Origin of the sequence: Polaribacter sp. Q13 (genome assembly GCF_016858305.2) — a bacterium.
Classification (GTDB): Bacteria; Bacteroidota; Bacteroidia; order Flavobacteriales; family Flavobacteriaceae; genus Polaribacter.
This window is the reverse complement of the sequence record NZ_CP074436.1, coordinates 3,030,846-3,050,434: the sequence shown is the minus strand read 5'-3', so window position 1 is coordinate 3,050,434 and position 19,589 is coordinate 3,030,846. Positions and strand designations below refer to the sequence as shown.

The window sequence follows — 19,589 nt, the reverse complement described above, 5'->3', positions numbered from 1 at the left end:
TAGCAACTTATTTTCTTTTGTTATTATATAATTCTAATAAGCTTTTTACACCATTTGAAGAAGCCATTGTAATTAAATCAATCTCACAAAGACTCATAACTCTATATAACTGATCTTTAGATGATTTAATTTCTCCAAGGAAAGCATCAAACTCAGCAATAGAATTAACAACTTTTACCATAATCGTTTTCAATCCATTAAATGCCTCTTGTGTTAATTGAGGTTTCCCTAAATAATTTTCTAATCTTGCTCCTTTACGATAATTAGGATAATTTTCTAATCCAATAAAGTGTAAAAGCCATTCCTTATTAAATTGCCCTAATACTTTTGTAATTCCCATATAATCGGCAATAATTTCATCGTGCATGTTATTTGCCATTGCGCCATAATACTTTAATGTAAATAAATGAACACACTCATGTTCTCTCCTTATTTGTAAAGAAAAAGATTTCCAATCACTTGTAGATATATTTAATTTTTCATTACCAACGCCACTATATGGTTTTGTGCTTAAAACAATTATTTTATCTTTATAAAAAGATGGAAAAGGAAGAATTTTCTCTTTAAAATGTTTGCTCCAATTTTCAAAAGGATGCTTTTTTAACCAATCTTCTTTTAATCTGTGTATTCTATCCCAATTATTAATTCCATTGATAAAAGCAGCACCCATAGATTCTGGTAATTCAACAGGTTCATTTTTAGAAGAAAGTGCACAAACTAAACTATTAAAATCGTGGTTATTAGGAACTGTAATTACCGGTACTTCCCCAAAAACACTGCAATACATTTCTACCTTGACTAATTCAGGTTGTTTTAATAATAAGCTTGATACACTTTCCTTTACCCCTCCTCTTAACGTTGTATCAATATATTCATCAGTTTTAGAAATTCCTTTTTGAATAGGAAATTGTAACTGTACCAAATACTTTTTTAATGTTTCAAAAACACCAAACTGTTCTGACTCTTTTGTGTATTGTTTCCAAGCAGAAGTATAAGATTCCTCTAATAGTAAAGTTCTTTCATTTCTAACGCTAAATTTGTTTTCTGTATATAAAAGCAACTCATTTATGGCACTTTCTTTTTTTACAATTTCTTTTAGAAATATATATTTATCTTCTTTATTCATGAAGTTTTAGGCAATTTGCCTTTTTGCTAGTTTTGAAAAAACACCCTCTTTTTCCATTAATTCATCATAAGAACCAAACTCTACAATTGCACCTTTGTCTAATACATAAATCCTGTCTGCATTTTTAACTGTACTTAACCTGTGAGCAATTACAATTCTTGTTGCTTGTAATTTGTCTAAACTTTCTGAAACAATGTTTTGAGTTTTATTATCTAATGCACTTGTTGCTTCATCCATAAATAATAATCTTGGTTTATGAACAATAGCACGAGCAATCATAAGTCGTTGTCTTTGTCCACCAGAAAATGTTCCTGCACCTTCACTAATAACTGTATGCATTTCCATTGGCATTTGTTTGATATCCTCTTCCATTCCTGCCATTCGAGCTGCCTCCCACGCATCTTCTAATGTTAATTCTGAATTCCCAACAATATTTTTATAAATACTCCCAGACATTAATGCACCATTTTGAAGTACAACACCAATTTGTCTACGAACCAAATCTTTATTCATAGAATCATACGCATCACCATCATAATAAATGGAACCTGCCTCTGGAGTTTCAAACCCTAATAATAATCTCATAATAGTAGATTTCCCTGACCCAGAAGTTCCAACAAAAGCAACCATCTCTCCTTGATTAATTTTAAACGATAAATCATTCAAAATTAAAGGTTGCTCTTCCTCATATCTAAAGGAAACCGAATTCATTTCTATTTCTCCTACTAACTCTCCTGGATCTGTACTTTGCTCTGAAGACTCTGGTGTTTCCTCTAAAATGGGTTTTACTCTTTCATAAAGGGTTATAATATTAAGTGAGGTTATTAATGCCATACTCATTTTTAAACAATCTCTCAAAAATTGATTGAAAGCACTAATAAATGCCATAAATGCTCCTACAGAAATCATTGCCCCAATACCTGTAGAATTTGTAACAGTATAGTAGATAAATGCAAAAAAGAAAATATTCGTCACTAAAGGGTATGAACTGTTAAAGGTTTCTACAAAATTTTGATAGCTTCCAGAACTGAATCCTAATTGTTTTAATTTAGAAAATTTAGATGCCCATAATGTAAAAATTCTTCGCTCACCTCCGGTGATTCGTATTTTAGTAATACCTGACAAAAATTCAAAAAGAAACCCTTGTAAATCTCCTTGAATATCAGAAATTTGTCTATCGAATTTAAGTTTCATCCAACCAATAACAGTCATAAAAACAACAGCTACAAGAGCTAAACAAACACCAATCCAAGCAAGACTTGATTCATAATAAAATAGAAGACCTAAATTTACAAATGAAAAAGCACCACTTAAAACAGCAGTCATAACAGTACTTGATAGTATTTGTCTTATACCATTAATACTTAATGCTCTATTGGTAAGGTCTCCTGCTGTAAATTTTTTATAAAACGTTACAGGTAATCTCAATAAATGATCCATAACTCCAGCCTGTAAGTTAATACTTGACTTTGTTTCTACTCTAAGTTGTAAAACACCTTGAACCAATTGCAATCCAGCACTTACTAATCCTAATAATAACATAATTAGAAATACTTCAAAATGTAAAGAATTGTCGGCGGTTGGAATCACGTCATCAAACATAACCCCTGATAAAATTGGAACTAACAGCCCTATTAAACTTCCGGCTAATGCTGCCAATATTAAATATTTAGAATCTTTTTTTATACCTTGAATTGCAAAACGACCTATTTTTCTAACCGAAGTCATGGTGTCGTTAAAACCATAGAAAAACATATAGCAAATTGGTTCTAGTTCTTCTGCTATTTTATGATTAACAATTTGTTCTTTTCCTGTTAAAACATCTTTTAATAGATAAGAATTTGGTGTTTGTTGAATTAAAGCAACAGCCCTTTTATCTTCTTTATAAAAAGCAAGTAAATGGCCATTTTCTTCCTTCCACCAAACTCCTCTTAGAATTATTTTACGCACCCTAACTTTTGAAGATTGCGCAATGGCATATAATTGATTAGTAGTACTATTTTTATAAGATTCCATAAATTTTGGAACCTCAAATTGAAATCCTACAGCATTTCCTATTAACTGACAGGTAGCAAATAAATCATTACTTTTTCCTTGATTCGTAAAAGAGTCTGCTGACTGCTTACCCTTACCGCCCATTACAATTGTACGTAACTGCTCTAAAGTTTTAGTTAAATTTTTTTCTTCTGAGTTTACTTTCTCTGTAATGCGTATTTTTTCTTCTTCTTTTAATAAGGTGTCATTACTAATAAGCTTTGCAAATAAATGATTTTGTAAGTCATTTAAGGAAAGCATAAAATAGATTTCATCTTTTAATACTTCTCTTGTTGAAATAACTTGTAATTCAGAATCATTTGTTAATGCTTGTACCCATAGATCACTAGAAACAGCAAATGGGTAATCAAATTCCGGATTTGATATTTTAGTTTCAATTTTTGTGTACTTATTGAATTCTCCTTTAATGATACGACACCATACAATACCTTTTGTTGGGTAGCCTATTGTATCTTTTTTAATTGATACCTTTTTATACGTTTCTAAGCTAGTATATAATCTTGGAATCTGTGTTTGTTGTATTTTATTTGCATTTTTTAAAATCCATTTATCAATCATGGTTTTTAAAAATAGATGATCGATATCAAATAATTTGTTTTTATTGATAGCTACTAAAGATGCACCTTTGCTTATAGCAATTAATCTAAAATTTTCTTTTTGAGCTTCTATAGAAGTTAATAAACTAAACAGTAATTCTCCGCTTTTTGCACTATAAAGATAATTTAACGTGCTTTTATAATCTCCATTTGAATCTACTTGAACATAAAACACATCTACTTCTCCTGAAGTAATCATCCAAAATCGATCGTAATCCTTGAGAACTAAAGATTCATTTACAACTAACTTTATTTTTTCGTTTTCAAACATATCTCTGATTATTTTGAGTCAATTAATTGTGCGTAAACTCCATTTATGTTCATTAATTCTGGATGTGAACCTCGTTCTACTATTTTTCCAAATTCCATCACAATAATTTCGTCACAATCCATAATTGTACTTAATCTATGCGCTACAATTAAACAAGTACATCCTCGTTTTTTTATATTATCCATCACTATTTTCTCAGACTTTGGGTCTAGAGCACTCGTAGCTTCATCCATTACTAAAATAGAAGGATTTAAAGCCAATGCTCTAGCAATTTCTAACCTTTGACGCTGTCCTCCACTAAAGTTAGCTCCTCGTTCCATTACTTCGCTATCATAGGCATTTGTTCTTGCTGCAACAACATCATGTATTGCCGCATCCTTTGCAGATTGAATAATATGTTTTTCAGGAATTTTAGAATCCCAAAAAGCAATATTTTCTTGTATAGAACCTTTAAACATTAAAACCTCTTGATCTATAACTGCTACAGATTCTGTAATAATACGACGAGGAATTTCTTTTCTCAGTTTTCCATCAAACAAGATGTCTCCTTCCCAAGCATCATATAGACCTGCTGCTAATCTTGCTACTGTAGATTTACCACTACCAGAACCACCTACTAATGCAATTCTACTTCCTGGCTTTAATTTTAAACTGAAATCTTTAATTAACGCAGGCATAGTTCTATTATAACCAAAGGTTACATTTTTCATTTCAAAATGACCTATCAGTTTATTAAGTACGAACGTTTCTTTTTTTGCACTATCTTTTTCTAATTCTTCATTGGAGTTGCTAAATTCATTTGCTATTTCATAATTTAGAACATCATCAATTCTCCCCATATCTCCTTCAGTTTCTTGAAGTAAACTTCCAACCCTTACTAACTGATTTACGGGTCCCATAAAATTGTTCATTAAATACAGAAAAGCCACCAACATACCTAAGGTCATTTGACCATCCATAACACGCATAGCGCCAGCTCCTAAAATAATGGAAGTGGTTAATGACATTAATAAAGGTGGAATAATATTTAATCGGGTAGTTAACCACCCTAATTCTTGCTGTGCATTCATTACTTTCGCTAAATACCCTGTCCAAGTAGTAAAAAAATCATTTTCTCTCCCTGAGGCTTTTAAAGTCTCTATCATACTAATACCAGAAGTGGTTGTTCCTAAAAGTTTCCCATTTTCGTTTATAAAACGACGGTTTCCATCTTTACGAGCTCTAGAAACAAACTGTAAAGCTACAATGTTTAAGCCAGCCATTCCGATACCAATCAGCGTTAAAAAAACATCGTAAGAAAACATTAGTAATGCATAAAAAACAACAACTATTACGTTTAAAACTGCATTTGCAAGATCACCACTTAACAGTTTTGCAACCTTATCATTCAAAGAAACCCTATTTCCTATTTCACCACTATAACGTTGTGTAAAAAATGCAATTGGCAAATGAAAAACATGCCATAAAAACTTACTAGAAGTGGTTAGCGCTAATTTAGTCTCTAATCTTAACAGGTAATATTGTTGAAGGTATACCAACGCTGCATTAATAGTTAAAACAACCCCCATAACTAAAAGTAAAGGCATCACAAAATCAGAAACACCGTTTATTAAATATTTATCAATAAACATTTTAGTAAAAGAAGGAATTACCAATCCTGGAATTACTAAAAATAGGCTTACCAGAATAATATAAGTAATACTCATTTTAGAGCTCGCAACTCTTGAAGCAAGAGAACCTATTAAACCTTTTTTCTCATTTCCTTTTTCAAAATTTTCGGTTGGTTTAAAAGTCATCACAACACCGGTAAAAGCATCATCAAATTCTTGATGACTCACATGGTACCGTCCTTGTGCAGGATCGCTTAAAAAAACCTTATTTTTTGTAAACCCTTCAATCACTAAAAAATGATTAAAATTCCAGAATATAATTGCTGGCATTTCTAACTGCATTAACTTTTCTATAGATTTTGCATAGCCTTTTGCTTCTAGTCCAAATTCTCTTGCTGCTTTTAAAATATTAGTAGCTTTTAAACCATCTCTTGAAACCCCACAAGCAATCCTTAATTTTTCTAAAGGAACAAATTTCCCATAATAACCTAGAATAATACTTAATGCAGCCGCACCACATTCTACACCCTCCATTTGTAAAACAGTTGGTGTTTTTACTGGGCGTGCTTGCTTTTCTATAATAAATGCTGTCTTTTTTGTCATCATTCTAAGTTTTAATAAAGGTCAAAGAATTTTTTTAACGCTGGTACAACCATAGTTGCTGGAGGTTCACTTTTAACTGTAATTTTGCCCATACAAGAAGTCCCTTCATTTATAGCGATTTGTGGCCCTTGAGCAGAAGTCCATTTAAAACCACTAAAGGCTTTGTCATCTTTCTCAAATTCTACATATACTTCAAATAAGGCACCTCCTGATAATAGACCTTGAACTAACTGTGCATTTTTAACAGTCATCATCATTCCTTTTTGAGTAATAGGGAAGTCTGATACGTAAGTTACTTTTCCTTTCATAAAGCCGTATTCTTGTGGTTGAATTGTTGAAGGAACCACTAAAGCCTCCATACCTTTTTTTATTTTTTTCCCATCCTGAGAAGGTATATAAAGCACACCTCTTAATTTATTACCTGTAATATGTGACTGATTCTTCAATTTAAATAAAGAAGCTCCTTGCCCTACTATAACTCCTGTATCTGTTAGCACTTCTACCACTTCCCCAGAGTATGAACTTCTTATATTCGTTTGTATGTCATAGCGTTCTTCCAAATGAATTAGATTCCTTATGGTTTCTGCAATACGTTGTTTATTGAGATTAATTTTTTGTTGTAAATCAAAGCCTAAATTTAATTTTTGACTAGACGTTTGCATCTTTTGACTTTTAAGACTTTCTATTGAGTTTTTTGCAGATTCAATTTGCTGTTCAGTATTTACAACTTGAGACTTAGTGATAAGCCCTTTGCCTAATAAACCATTTTCAGTCTCTAATTGGTTTTTTAAAAACTCTAAATTTTTAATGTTTGATTGAATTTGTAATTGAATACTATTTCTTTGTTGTTGAATTAACTCCCCTTGTAATCTTGTATCTTGATTCCCAAAAGAAGAAAGTTGTTTCAATTCAAACTCTCTTTCCTTTAGAGATGCTTTTACTTCCTCAATTTGCTGAAACAGTTCTGGTTGTTCTATAGTTGCAATAATATCTCCTTGATTTACACTATCACCAACTATCACTTTAAGGCTTGTTAATTGTCCCTGAGCTGTAGTAACGACTTCATGAATTTCACCACCTAATAAAACCCCAACAACATTTAGTTTTGTTTTAATATTACCTAAAAATGACCATCCAATTCCTATCCCTAAAACTAGAATTATAGTACATAATGAAATCCAAGCCTTAGGACTCGTTACTTTTATTAATTGATCCAATTTTTCTGGAGTAGAAAGCTTTTCTAATGCTGCTTTTCTAAAAAATCCTGCTGCCATATTTATAAGTTTTAGTAATTAGTTTTATTTAGGAATTGTAAAAAATAATTCTTTATTTATTTCAAGAATTCCATTTAAATTTTTCTTCTTTAAAAGTGTTCCTGTTTCATACCTTAGATTAATAATAGCTATAGCAAACTGCAGATGTGCTTGTAAATACTCTAATTGTGCAAAAGTTAATCGTTCTTGAAATTGTATAAGATTTAATAAAATGGTTAAACCGTTTTGAAACTTTATCTGCTCATTATCATAAACCTCTTGATAAAAATTAAGTGATTCTAATGCCTTTTCTAAAACAAGTACACTATTCTCTAAATTATTTAATGCAATAGAAACATTTAGTTTTATATTCCTTTGTAAGTTCTCATTCGCAATCTGTTGGTCTTCTAATGCTACCTCATTTTGTATGTAAGATCCTTTTGCAAGGTTATTATTAATAGGAAAAGAGAGATTCAAATTAAGACCATAACCAACACTTCTTCCTTCATTTCTTGAAAACGTTGCCAACGCATTATCTAAACCATTTCCCATATTCATTCCTCCATAATTCACAAAACCAGTTAAGTCTAATTGTGGTTTCTTATTATTTTCAGCTAAACTAAGTTGTAATTCTAATGCTCCTTGTGTTTTTTTGGATGCCAAAATATCTTTTCTATTATTTTGAGCTATTTCTAAAAATTTGACCTTATCAACATCCTTATTATATTGAGATTCTACTATTGTTGGAAACTCATCTGTTGGTTTTCCTAATTGTTTGCTTTCTTCTTCGCTTAATCCTATAGATCTTCCAAGGTTTAACTTTGCACTATATAAAGATTGTTCTGCTACTTTTGTTTGTCGTTCTTGATTTGCTAAATCAGCTTGTATTTGAGCTAAATCTCCAGAAGGTTTTTTATCAGCTTTCACTAATTCTTTGGTTATTTCCAAAACACGTCTTACACGTGCTTCATTTTCTTTAAATATTTTTAGCCTTTTGTATGAGGATACATATTGCCAATAAGCTGACCCCGTTTGAAAAAGTTCAAAAGAATTTGCAAACTCCACATTTTCATTAGTGCTTTCTAAATTTAACTCTGATGCTTTTTCTAATGCAGTTGCCGTTTGGTTTCCTCTACCTCTTAAAAGTGGTTGTGTTAGAGAAAATGTACTTGAAACAGTATGGTCTTGAAAATAAGCACCTACGTCTTGATTAAACCTATTAAGAGGAAAGTTGTCATTTGAATTCGAATAATCAACGCTTAAATTAGCAGTTAAACTGGAACGAAATGTTTTTTGCAGTCCAACAGATGCTCCTGTACTTTTCGATGTTAACTGATTATTTATATATTCATTTCTAGGATCTACTTCAAAAAGGTTTAATGCATTGCGACTTAATGACAATCTTGAAACTAATTGATAATCAAAGGTGCTTTTTTGTATCTGTAAACCACCTTCTGCATCATTAACACTTAACATGTTTCTTTTAATAATAGGGTTTTTAGTAAGTGTAATTTCAGACAACTTAACAATATTTACCGGCAATGTTGTTTGGCTATACACTTTGCATAGCCCAAAAAACAGAAAACTAAAAAACAGGAATCTATAAATCATTATATTGCTTTTTTATACTTCAGAAAATTTTTGTAATATTTGCCCAAATCTTGCTCCTGCTTGAGAAATACCATCCAATACACTCTCATCTATAACGTCTGCTTCGTCTGGAGAACCATAACCTAATTGACTTGTTGTTTTACGTAGTCTGTTTGATAAGAATAGAGAAATGGCATAATAAAAATTAGCCTTAAATTCTAAATTGTTTGCCAATCTGCTGTTCATTAACTCTCTCGAAATACTAAAAACCGTTACGGGCTCAGAAGCAATGACAGATACTGAAGGTGGTCTAGCCTCTAAAAAAGACATTTCTCCGACAATTTCACCAGCTCCTATGTGCGCAATTTGTTTTTTGCCCTTACCATCTGAGATAGCCAACTGACCAGATAAAATAATATATAAGTTTTCGATTGTTTCTCCTTTTTGGATTAACCGATCCCCTGTTTCTAAATCTTCTTTACTACCATTGTTTATCATCCATTCGATATCTAAATCGCTTAAATGACCTAATAAAAAAAGCACACGTTTCATAGTTGTTCTATTTTAAAATTATATATTCTGTAATTAATTACTGCTAAATTAAATTATAGAAAAGTTGTAAAACTGCCAATAAATAGGTTGAAAAGGACAAATGTTCATTAAATAAAAAAAAAGCAACTCTTAAGTTGCTTTTTTAGATAATTTCTATTGTAAATTTCACGAATACATAATTTAATCATTTTTATCTAAAATAAACATCAATGTAATAAGTGCTCAATTTTAAATTATTTTACTTCCAAGGGTCGTAACACCCTAATGTCATTATATAAATTGCCACATCCTCCCAATTAACTCCTCCAGCAACCATTTCCAATTGTTCTTCATTTAATTCTACATCATCTAAGTTTAGTTTTGCAGGAATATTTATGTAAACATGATTTGGGTTTGTTTAATCGACCACTATTAATTCTATGCCAGCAGGGAAATTTACTTCTTTACCCGTAAATGTATTTAACGTTGCAATTGGGTTTGCAATTAATTCTTGTTTAAAGTTTTCATCTTCCTGCGCTTTAGTATAAATACTTGCTAAAAATTCTTCTGATTTTTGTTGTTCATTTAATAATTTCATTATTTGTATTTTTAAATTAATAATACTACAAATATCTTTTTATGTTTTCGGGAAAAACGGTCAATAATCAGGTTGAAAATGACAAAAGTTCATTAATTAAAAAAACGGCTTCAATTTATAATCGTTTTTTGACCATGTTGTTTAGAAGAATGTATTACAGTCTCCAAATATCTCTCCAAATAAAACTCATATTATGCATGCCAAAATATATATCCCCGGGTCTATTATCACCTCCAGCGACCATTTCCAATTGTTCTTCATTTAATTCTACATCATCTAAGTTTAGTTTTGCAGGAATATTTATGTAAACATGATTTGGGTTTGTTTGATCGACCACTATTAATTCTTTGCTAGCAGGGAAATTTGCTTCTTTACCCGTAAATGTATTTAACGTTGCAATTGGGTTTGCAATTAATTCTTGTTTAAAGTTTTCATCTTCCTGCGCTTTAGTATAAATACTTGCTAAAAATTCTTCTGCTTTTTGTTGTTCATTTAATAATTTCATTATTTGTATTTTTAAATTAATAATACTATAAATATCTTTATATGTTTTCGGGTAAAACTGTCAAAAAGACTGTGAAAAATCACTAGAAGTAATGCTTTTATTCATTTCACCACCGGCAATTACATCTAATTCATCGTCACTTAGTTCTAATAAAAAGTCAAAGTTTTTAGTTTGAAGTATACTATTATTAGATGTTTTTTGTTTTATAACTTTCATAGTAATTGTATTTATTTAAAAGAAAGCCAGAGAGCACTATTCTAGTATTAACATATTATGAGAAATAAGTGAATTAGAAATAGTACTTCTGGCTTAAAGAAATTAGTATTCCAAATTATTTAATAGCTCTTTAGGAGACACACCGTGTTGTTGGTTAAACAATTTTGAAAAATAATGTGTATCATAATAACCAACTGCAAAAGATATTTGTGAGACGGTATCGTATAAATAATTATCTATAAATTGTTTTGCCTTGTATAGTCTTAAAACTCTAATGTATTTATTAGGAGTTAAATGAACTAAATTTTTAATTTTTCTATATAATTGTCTTTCACTAACGGATAAACTATAGGATAAATCATATAAGTTTAAGTCTTTCTGGTCTATGTTTTTATAAACTTCATTTTCTAGTTTCAGTAACCAAGAAGCATCTTGTTTAGAAATTTTTTTAGGGTCAATTTCTTTGCTACACATCAATTGAACTCTATTATTAGCATGATATATTTTAAAAATAACAGGTTCCTCTTTAGCTGTATTACTAGCCTGCGCAATTTTTACAACTTCATCTATCAACCGTTTTATTTCTTGACTATTTGAGAAAATAATATTGGTAGGTTTCTCTTTTAAGAGACCGTTATAACTTATTTTTAAAGAGTTATGTTTGTTTGCTTCAATGATAGAAGCTAATGGTGCTTCAATATTTTTTACTATTTGAAGTAAAATATCTGAAGAATTCCAATTTATATTTTGATTTTCTAAATTCATAACAATTTTTAATTTTAGCAATTTTCTCATTAAACTTCCTTTCCTAATTATTCGTATTAATTTTAAAGAGCATTTATAAAACCAATTCCATTTTCATAGCATTTTTTGAATTGACTTTTCTTTCACTTATATTTAGCAACCCTCCCTTATTAATCTTTTTACTGTCACCTCAATTATTCTCGAACAAAGCACGCAAAGAAAAGAGTTGAAAACAAATGATTATTCTTTGGATTTATAAATTTTAGGTTGAGATTTATAAATTCAAAGAACCCCAAACACTAATTAAACCACTGTATTTCATACCATAGCACAGACTCGCTGATTGTTTTTAAAAATAGTAGTATTTTAGCTACTTGGCTTTTAAAATTCTATGAAAAAACAACAAAATCCATATCATTTTTTAGACGTTTTTTGCTTACGCGTACCTCTTTTTTCGTTAGATTTTTATAAAAAACTGTTCGAGAAGGAAGATGTTGAGTATGATGATTTAAAAAAAATATGGGAAGACAGCAATATTAAAGAAGCTATATTTTTAGCTTCTCCTTACTTTTATTCTGAGTTAGAATTATTATTTAAAGGCAAGGTTAACAACTTAAAAAAAGAGATAAAATTAAAAGGTAGTTTTTTAAAGTACATTATTAGAGCTTCAACACGTAGCACTCCTTTTGGTCTTTTTGCAGGGATTAGTATTGGCAATTTTAAACAAGAAACTGATATTGTAATAGGTAGTATTACAAAATATACTAGAAAAACAAGTTTAGACATGAACTATCTGGTTTCTTTGTCTAGCTATTTATCTAATAAGTCCTCTATAAAAAAGCAATTAGTTTATTATCCTAATAGTTCATTATATAAGCTAGCAAATCAATATCGGTATATAGAGTATCAAATAGAAAACTTGAAACGAATGTATTCTATTGAAGGTATAGAATATTCTAATTATATAGAGCAGATATTAAATAAAGCAAAAACTGGAGAAAAAATAAACACTTTAGCCAATTTATTAGTTAATGAAGATATTACTAAAAATGATGCTACAGATTTTATCAATGAACTTATTGATAATCAAATATTAGTTAGTCAATTAGAGCCATCAGTTACAGGAGACCAAATGCTTTTGCAAATAATTAATACATTAAAGCGTTTAGAAAATTGTAGTGAATATATAAAGCCTCTTCTTAAATTGCAACAAGCTATTTCAAAATTGGATAGTTTAGAAAAAAATGAGGTACAAGATTATAAAAATTGTTATTCAATTTTAGATACGATAGGTGTAAATTATGACGTTAAATATGTTTTTCAAACAGACCTTTTTATCAAAAATAAAAAAAACGTATTAAGCAAAAAAATTGCTTACAATTTAAAGAATGTATTGCCTCTTTTAAATACTCTGAGTAAAACAAATACAAACAGTAATTTAAAAAAATTTAAGAAAGCATTTTCAGAACGTTATCATACAAGGAAGATTCCTTTAGCGCAAGCTTTAGATATAGAAATGGGAGTTGGATATATACAAAATGATGCGATTTCAGATACAGTTCCCTTTTTAAATGATATTACTCCTAGAGTAAATAAAAGAAGTTCCAAAAATAATTTTTTAACGGATTCAGAAATTATTATTCAGAAGCTATTGTTTCAGGCATTAAAAAATAATGAATATAGCATTGAACTAAAAGACCATTTTTTTAAGGATAGTAAAAAGAAATTGACTGACTTACCAGATACTTTTTCTGCATTAATCGAAGTCATAAAAATAAATAATGAAAACAAAATTTATATAAATGCATTGGGAGGTACAAATGGAGCTAATTTATTAACTCGTTTTAGTAAAGGAAATAAAGAGCTATTAAATTTAGTTACTGAAATATCATCAATTGAAAAAAAAATAAATTTCGATACAGCTTTAGTAGAAATTGTGCATTTACCCGAAGCTAGAATAGGAAATGTTATAAAGCGACCTCATTTAAGAGATTATGAACTGCCATTTTTAGGAAAATCTAATTTGCCATTTAATAAACAAATAAGCATAAATGATCTTTTAGTTTCTATAAAAAATAATCGTATTGTACTTTGGTCTAAAAAAATGAATAAAGAGGTATTGCCTCGTTTAACAAATGCCCATAACTTTAGTTTTAATAGTTTACCTATTTATCATTTTTTATGTGATTTACAAACCCAAAATAAAACTGTAAGTTTAACTTTCTCTTGGAGATCACTTTCTAAAAACCAATCATTTTTACCAAGAGTATGTTATAAAAATATTATTCTATCAAAAGCAACATGGGTTGTAGAAACAAAAAAACTAAAATCTATTATTGAGGTAAGTGATAAGAATGAAAATCTATTATGCAACATTAATGAGTGGAGGTCTAATAACAAAATACCAAAATACGTTCAGTTAAAAGAAAATGATAATACCCTTTTAATTAATCTTGAAAACATAACTTTGATTCAATTGCTTTTGGCTTCTGTAAAAAATAAAGAAAATTTTATATTAGAAGAGTTTTTATTCACCGAGGATGCAATTGTTATAAATAAAACTCAAGAGAATTTTGCAAATCAATGTATAATAACATTTTTTAATGAATCCAAATTAAAAAAACACTAATGAAAACTAGGTTTGTAATAGGGGATGAATGGATTTATTATAAAGTTTACTGTGGAAAAAAAACAGCTGATACTATTCTTATAGATATAGTAAAGCCATTCACAGAAAAACTAATCAAAGAAGAAATAATAAATAAATGGTTTTTTATTAGGTATAATGATCCCGATAACCATTTACGCATTCGCTTTCAGTGTAAAAATAGATCCCATATAGGTACACTTATTGATGAGTTTAAAAATGTTCTTGAATATTATATTGATCATGATTTTATTTGGAAAATACAAGTAGATACATATCATAGAGAAATAGAACGTTACGGAAAAAACACAATAGAAGAAGCTGAAACTTTATTTTTTCAAGATAGCTGCGCTAGCATTAATGCTTTGAGTCTGATTAGGGAAGATGAATTACTATTTTTGTTTGTTTTAAAATCTATGGATGCATTTTTAAATAGTTTTAAATATGATTTAGAAAATAAAGTTGCCTTTTTAAAGTTAAATTTAGAACGTTTTAGAATTGAATTTAATGTAGATAAAAATCTAAATAAACAACTTAGTAAGAAATATCAAAAATTGAAATTAAAATTTGAGTCTTTTATTTCAATGAAAGAGAGTGAAGAATTTAACAGTCTATTGGAACTAATTAAGAATAAGAACGAAAATCTAAAACCTATTACAAATAAAATATTAAAACTACATAGCAATAATATTTTAGGAGTTTCTTTGGATAACTTGATTTCAAGTTTTTTACACATGATGCTTAATAGGCAATTTAGAGATAAACAGCGATTGTTTGAATTAGTCTGTTACGATTTTTTATTTAGATACTACAATTGTATATTAGCTAAAAGTTTAAAAAAATAAGGAATTGAATTTTAGCAGAATATTTTTTATCATCTTCTTATTTATAACTCCATTAGTTTTATGCCAAGAAACGTCTTTAGATTCTCTAAAGTCTAAAAGTTATAAGAAATTAAAAGAGTCGATAAAAACTTCTAAAAATGATTCAATAAAAACAAAGTACATTCAATTCTACCTAAAGAAAGCAAAAAAGGAAAAAGATACGTTAGAAATAATTAAAGGGCATAGGCATATGTCTTTACTTTATTATCCTGATTCATTATCAATTAAGTTTGCAGATAGCTTAATTTTCCTCTCAAAAGAAAAACATTTTAGATATACATCTTTTGGCCATAATATTAAAGGGAATATATCATATGAGTTTGGTGATTTTAGAAATGCACTTAATGAATATATTATAGCCTCTGAACTTGCTAAAAAGTATAATAATCATTTTCAATACTTAACTTTAAAATTTAACATTGGACTACTAAAAAATAATTTAGGCGAAAGGAAAGAAGCATTGGATATTTTTAAAGATTATCTAAGTTATGTTGAAAAGATTAGAGATAAGAATCCAAAAAATTATATTAGAGGGTTATTTGCTATGGCCGACTCTTATATATATTCTCAAGAAATAGATACAGCGGAAGTTTATATTAAAAAAGGAATCCACGCTACATTAGTCCATAAAGACAAATATCATTATGAGCATTTTGTTTTTCTTTCTGGAATTAGTAATTATTTTAAAAAAGACTATATAAATGCAATTGATAGCTTAGTAAAAGCTAAAAAAACATTTTCTTTAAATGATTTTGAACAGACAAGGCTCTCTATTTGTAATTATTATTTAGGAAAATCCCTTTATAATTTAAATAAACGGAAAGAGAGTCTTAAATATTTTAAAGCAGTCGATTCTATATTACAGATTAACAATGATGTTAGCATTGAGTTAATAGATTCATACAATTACCTTATTGCTGATGCGAAAAAAAATAAAAACTTAAAATCTCAAATTAGATATATTAATTCGTTTATAAAGTTTGATAGTATTTTGGATATCAACTATAAATATATAAAATCTACTCTTGTTAAAAACTATGAAACTCCTGAACTAATATTTGAAAAGGAGAGAATAATAACTCAACTTAGCAAGGAGAATAAAGGTTCAAAAAGTATGATAATAGTTATAAATTCTATTCTCTGTACACTAATTTTACTTACTACCTATATTTTTAGAAGAAATTTAATTTATAAAAAAAGATTTAAAGAAATTATTAACAGAGTCTCTTTAGAAAATGAAAACACGATTAATAATCAATTAATAAAAGCTAGTAGTAGTAGTAGTAGTACAGGACTTCCTGAAGAATTAATTAAAGAAATACTTCTAGCTTTAGACAAATTTGAAAAATCGTCTAAATATCTCACAAAAAAATATACATTAAATACTTTGGCTAAAGAATTAAAAACAAATAGTTCTTATCTATCTAAAGTAATTAATGTTACAAAAAAAATGAATTTTTCAAATTATTTAAATAATCTTAAAATTGATTATGCTATTAAAAGACTTACAAAAGAAAAAAAATTTAGATCGTATACTATAAAAGCAATTGCTTTAGAGTCTGGTTTTAATAATGCACAATCTTTTTCTGTGGCATTTCACACTAGAACAAACTTATATCCCTCTTATTTTATAAAAGAATTAAATACTATTTAATTCTTTGTTTTTCAATTATTTAAACCACATATTAGCGCTTGGTATTTATAAATCCAAACTACTAGTATTTTAATTAATCAGTTTAGTTTTATAGTTTCGTCGAGTATTAATTAAAAATCAAATATTATGAGAACAAAATGTGAAAACAAAACGATTGAAAACAAATTAAGCTTAGAGAAATTTCAAATTTCTAAAATTAGTAACCCTCAATTCATATTAGGAGGAGGTGATGATGATCCAATTAAAACAACACCAACTATTATTGACGATGCAAATAACTAAAATCTCACTTAATAAGTGTCAATATTTTGTATATTGACACTTATTATTCTCTATTATTTATGAAGTTACGTTTTCTTTTAATTCTAACAATATGCTCATTACTATTTTTTAAATGTAAAATGGATAAAAAACTCGTTTTACCAAAATATCCTATAAATAAAACTTTTGACACCATTTTTGGAGAGAGAGTTGTTGACCCCTATAAGTATATTGAAAATTTAGAAGATACAGTAGCATTGAATTGGTATAAAAAGCAAACAGTTTTTTCCAATCAAATAATATCAAAAATAACGAATAGAGATGAAATAATTGAATTACAGAATAAACTACAAATAGGTAGTAGTACTAACATATCCAATCTAGAAATTACATCTAATGATAAGTACTTTTATTTAAAATCTAATGCAGTAAATAGCAATAAAAGATTATTTTACAGAAATGGATTTAATAACAAAGAAATCTTATTGTTTGACCCAAAACAAATTGATAATACAAATATAATTAACTACATAAAACCTAGTTGGGATGGATCAAAAATTGTAATTGGAATAACAAAAAACGATATTGAAATAGGTGATTTAGTCGTACTAAATGTCGTTAATAAAAAAGTTATTGAATCTAAAATTAAAAACTGTTGGCCTTCAGCATTAGGTGGTATTAGGTGGCTTCCTAACAACTCAGGTTTTACTTATGAATTTATTCCTGAGATTGACAAAAAATCAAAGAAGTATTTGCATAATATTGAAACAATGTTACATGTACTAGTTGGAAATTCGTTTAAGGATAAGATTCTTTTATCAAAATCAAATAACCCTGAACTGGGCATGGAAGAACAGGATTTCCCAGAAGTAAATTTTAAGAGTAATATTAGTAAGTACATGTTTGCTAGTGTTTCTGGCGCAAGTTATTATGCTGATTATTACTATTCAAACTTGAATAGTATTTTAAAGTCTAAAATAGAATGGAAAAAATTATATAATAAAGAAGATTTAGTTAAAAGATTTTATATTGACGGAAATGATATTATATTCTTAACAGCTAAAAATGCAAAAAACTTTAAAATTTGTAAAACATCTCTTTTAAATCCAAATTTCACAGAAGCTGAATTATTAGTTAAAGAAGACACTACTGCTGTAATTACAGATTTTACACTAACAAAAAATGGCATATTTTTTGTTAAAACAAAAAATGGTGTTAATGCTAAATTGTATCAACTAAATTCAAAAAAAGAAATTTCAAAAATAAAAACACCAAAAAAGGCTGGATATATTAATGTCAGTTCAAAAGGTAGTAGCTATGATAACTTATGGATTGAAGTAAGAGGATGGGCTTCACAAAAAGAACAGTATCAATTTGATTATATTAAAAATAAATTTGTTAACCATAAACTTTATTCAAATGCCTTTTATAAAGGACTTCTTTCTGACTTAATTATCGAAGAGGTAGAAGTACTTTCTCATGATAACGTAAAAGTTCCACTATCTATAATTTACAAAAAGGGGACAAAATTAGATGGAAATAACTCTGTATTATTAAGGGGTTATGGAGCATTTGGAGTTTCAATGAAACCAGCTGTAAGTAATTATTTAGTGCATTGGATAAATAATGGCGGCATTTATGCTGTTTCACATGTTAGAGGTGGTGGCGAAAAAGGGAATGCTTGGTATAAAGCTGGTTATAAAAAAACAAAACCTAATTCTTGGAAAGACTTTATAGCGAGTGCTGAGTATTTAATAGACAATAAATATACGTCTGCAAAAAAAATAGTAGCAAATAGTGCAAGTGGAGGTGGTATTCTTGTAGGAAATGCTATTGCAGAAAGGCCTGATTTATTTGGTGTAGCAGTTGTTACAGTAGGTATTTTTAATACAATAAGATCCGAATTTGCTCCTAATGGTAAAAACCTTTCCAGAGAATTTGGTACTGTTTCAGATTCACTTGAATTTAAATACTTGTTGAAGATGGATGCTTATAATAAAATTAAAAAAGGTATAAATTATCCAGCGGTTTATTTAACTGCCGGGCTAAATGACTCTAGGGTAGCTGTGTGGCAACCCGCTAAATTTGCTGCAAAATTACAAGAATCTACTGCCTCAAATAAACCAATTTTACTTTCCGTTAACTTTAATGGTGGTCATGGTTTTGATGCAACTAAAGAAACAAGAAACGAAGAATTGGCAAATATTCTTTCTTTTGCTTTTTGGCAAACTGGACATCCCGATTTTAAATTGAAATAATTATTAGTTTTAGTGGATTCAAAAAAATAAGCCGATATTTTAAATTCGCTCCTTTTTTTGGCACTGTCTCATAAAGTGTGTAAATTTAACTCTTTCTTAAATTCATAAAAAGCATTTATATCTTTTTGTTTTTTACATATTCTTTCAAGAATTCCCTCCTCTTTAAGCTGAGCTAAAAATCTACCAA

Annotated in this window: 15 protein-coding genes; 5 read left to right on the top strand and 10 right to left on the bottom strand. The window is 28.6% G+C overall.

Going from position 1 to position 19,589, the window contains the following annotated elements; translation table 11 throughout:
• Positions 1-7 precede the first annotated feature (7 nt).
• The 10 genes from JOP69_RS12735 to JOP69_RS12690 form a co-directional block, all read right to left on the bottom strand.
• Positions 8-1,126: a hypothetical protein gene (locus JOP69_RS12735; protein WP_203393406.1), complete on the bottom strand. Its 1,119-nt coding sequence runs from the start codon at positions 1,124-1,126 to the stop codon at positions 8-10.
• 6 nt (positions 1,127-1,132) lie between these two features.
• Positions 1,133-4,048, bottom strand: a complete 2,916-nt coding sequence (locus JOP69_RS12730; RefSeq protein ID WP_203393407.1) for an NHLP bacteriocin export ABC transporter permease/ATPase subunit — start codon at positions 4,046-4,048, stop codon at positions 1,133-1,135.
• Between the two features lie 8 nt (positions 4,049-4,056).
• Complete coding sequence (locus JOP69_RS12725) at positions 4,057-6,261, bottom strand: NHLP family bacteriocin export ABC transporter peptidase/permease/ATPase subunit (RefSeq protein ID WP_215602596.1); 2,205 nt, start codon at positions 6,259-6,261, stop codon at positions 4,057-4,059.
• An 11-nt stretch (positions 6,262-6,272) separates the two neighbouring features.
• Positions 6,273-7,535: an NHLP bacteriocin system secretion protein gene (locus tag JOP69_RS12720; RefSeq protein ID WP_203393409.1), complete on the bottom strand. Its 1,263-nt coding sequence runs from the start codon at positions 7,533-7,535 to the stop codon at positions 6,273-6,275.
• A gap of 24 nt (positions 7,536-7,559) precedes the next feature.
• Positions 7,560-9,125: a TolC family protein gene (locus tag JOP69_RS12715; protein ID WP_203393410.1), complete on the bottom strand. Its 1,566-nt coding sequence runs from the start codon at positions 9,123-9,125 to the stop codon at positions 7,560-7,562.
• A 12-nt stretch (positions 9,126-9,137) separates the two neighbouring features.
• Positions 9,138-9,656 (bottom strand): cyclic nucleotide-binding domain-containing protein, encoded by a 519-nt coding sequence (locus JOP69_RS12710; protein ID WP_203393411.1) that lies wholly within the window; start codon positions 9,654-9,656, stop codon positions 9,138-9,140.
• Positions 9,657-10,053: 397 nt separating this feature from the next.
• On the bottom strand, positions 10,054-10,233 hold the full coding sequence (locus JOP69_RS12705; RefSeq protein WP_203393412.1) for a hypothetical protein: 180 nt from the start codon (positions 10,231-10,233) through the stop codon (positions 10,054-10,056).
• Positions 10,234-10,387: 154 nt separating this feature from the next.
• Complete coding sequence (locus JOP69_RS12700) at positions 10,388-10,738, bottom strand: NHLP leader peptide family RiPP precursor (protein WP_203393413.1); 351 nt, start codon at positions 10,736-10,738, stop codon at positions 10,388-10,390.
• 60 nt (positions 10,739-10,798) lie between these two features.
• Positions 10,799-10,954 (bottom strand): hypothetical protein, encoded by a 156-nt coding sequence (locus JOP69_RS12695; protein WP_203393414.1) that lies wholly within the window; start codon positions 10,952-10,954, stop codon positions 10,799-10,801.
• 102 nt (positions 10,955-11,056) lie between these two features.
• Complete coding sequence (locus tag JOP69_RS12690; protein ID WP_203393415.1) at positions 11,057-11,719, bottom strand: helix-turn-helix transcriptional regulator; 663 nt, start codon at positions 11,717-11,719, stop codon at positions 11,057-11,059.
• Positions 11,720-12,089: 370 nt separating this feature from the next.
• Here JOP69_RS12690 and JOP69_RS12685 point away from each other — a divergent pair, with 370 nt between their 5' ends.
• From JOP69_RS12685 to JOP69_RS12665, 5 genes are all read left to right on the top strand, one after another.
• Positions 12,090-14,327: a lantibiotic dehydratase family protein gene (locus JOP69_RS12685; protein WP_203393416.1), complete on the top strand. Its 2,238-nt coding sequence runs from the start codon at positions 12,090-12,092 to the stop codon at positions 14,325-14,327.
• Positions 14,327-15,190: a thiopeptide-type bacteriocin biosynthesis protein gene (locus JOP69_RS12680; RefSeq protein WP_203393417.1), complete on the top strand. Its 864-nt coding sequence runs from the start codon at positions 14,327-14,329 to the stop codon at positions 15,188-15,190. The genes JOP69_RS12685 and JOP69_RS12680 overlap by 1 nt, the downstream gene beginning before the upstream one ends.
• A 229-nt stretch (positions 15,191-15,419) precedes the next feature.
• On the top strand, positions 15,420-16,883 hold the full coding sequence (locus tag JOP69_RS12675; protein WP_203393418.1) for an AraC family transcriptional regulator: 1,464 nt from the start codon (positions 15,420-15,422) through the stop codon (positions 16,881-16,883).
• Positions 16,884-17,009: 126 nt separating this feature from the next.
• A complete protein-coding gene (locus tag JOP69_RS12670) occupies positions 17,010-17,165 on the top strand; it encodes a hypothetical protein (RefSeq protein WP_203393419.1) in 156 nt (51 codons plus the stop codon).
• 119 nt (positions 17,166-17,284) lie between these two features.
• The gene (locus tag JOP69_RS12665; RefSeq protein WP_203393420.1) at positions 17,285-19,402 is read left to right on the top strand and encodes a prolyl oligopeptidase family serine peptidase; all 2,118 of its coding nucleotides are present in this window, start codon (positions 17,285-17,287) and stop codon (positions 19,400-19,402) included.
• The last annotated feature ends 187 nt before the right edge of the window (positions 19,403-19,589 follow it).

Excerpts from the sequence above, each read along its gene's own strand:
- JOP69_RS12735 (WP_203393406.1), bottom strand. The coding sequence starts at position 1,126 with ATGAATAAAGAAGATAAATATATATTTCTAAAAGAAATTGTAAAAAAA.
- JOP69_RS12730 (WP_203393407.1), bottom strand. The coding sequence starts at position 4,048 with ATGTTTGAAAACGAAAAAATAAAGTTAGTTGTAAATGAATCTTTAGTT.
- JOP69_RS12725 (WP_215602596.1), bottom strand. The coding sequence starts at position 6,261 with ATGACAAAAAAGACAGCATTTATTATAGAAAAGCAAGCACGCCCAGTA.
- JOP69_RS12720 (WP_203393409.1), bottom strand. The coding sequence starts at position 7,535 with ATGGCAGCAGGATTTTTTAGAAAAGCAGCATTAGAAAAGCTTTCTACT.
- JOP69_RS12715 (WP_203393410.1), bottom strand. The coding sequence starts at position 9,125 with ATGATTTATAGATTCCTGTTTTTTAGTTTTCTGTTTTTTGGGCTATGC.
- JOP69_RS12710 (WP_203393411.1), bottom strand. The coding sequence starts at position 9,656 with ATGAAACGTGTGCTTTTTTTATTAGGTCATTTAAGCGATTTAGATATC.
- JOP69_RS12705 (WP_203393412.1), bottom strand. The coding sequence starts at position 10,233 with ATGAAATTATTAAATGAACAACAAAAATCAGAAGAATTTTTAGCAAGT.
- JOP69_RS12700 (WP_203393413.1), bottom strand. The coding sequence starts at position 10,738 with ATGAAATTATTAAATGAACAACAAAAAGCAGAAGAATTTTTAGCAAGT.
- JOP69_RS12695 (WP_203393414.1), bottom strand. The coding sequence starts at position 10,954 with ATGAAAGTTATAAAACAAAAAACATCTAATAATAGTATACTTCAAACT.
- JOP69_RS12690 (WP_203393415.1), bottom strand. The coding sequence starts at position 11,719 with ATGAATTTAGAAAATCAAAATATAAATTGGAATTCTTCAGATATTTTA.
- JOP69_RS12685 (WP_203393416.1), top strand. The coding sequence starts at position 12,090 with ATGAAAAAACAACAAAATCCATATCATTTTTTAGACGTTTTTTGCTTA.
- JOP69_RS12680 (WP_203393417.1), top strand. The coding sequence starts at position 14,327 with ATGAAAACTAGGTTTGTAATAGGGGATGAATGGATTTATTATAAAGTT.
- JOP69_RS12675 (WP_203393418.1), top strand. The coding sequence starts at position 15,420 with ATGTCTTTACTTTATTATCCTGATTCATTATCAATTAAGTTTGCAGAT.
- JOP69_RS12670 (WP_203393419.1), top strand. The coding sequence starts at position 17,010 with ATGAGAACAAAATGTGAAAACAAAACGATTGAAAACAAATTAAGCTTA.
- JOP69_RS12665 (WP_203393420.1), top strand. The coding sequence starts at position 17,285 with ATGGATAAAAAACTCGTTTTACCAAAATATCCTATAAATAAAACTTTT.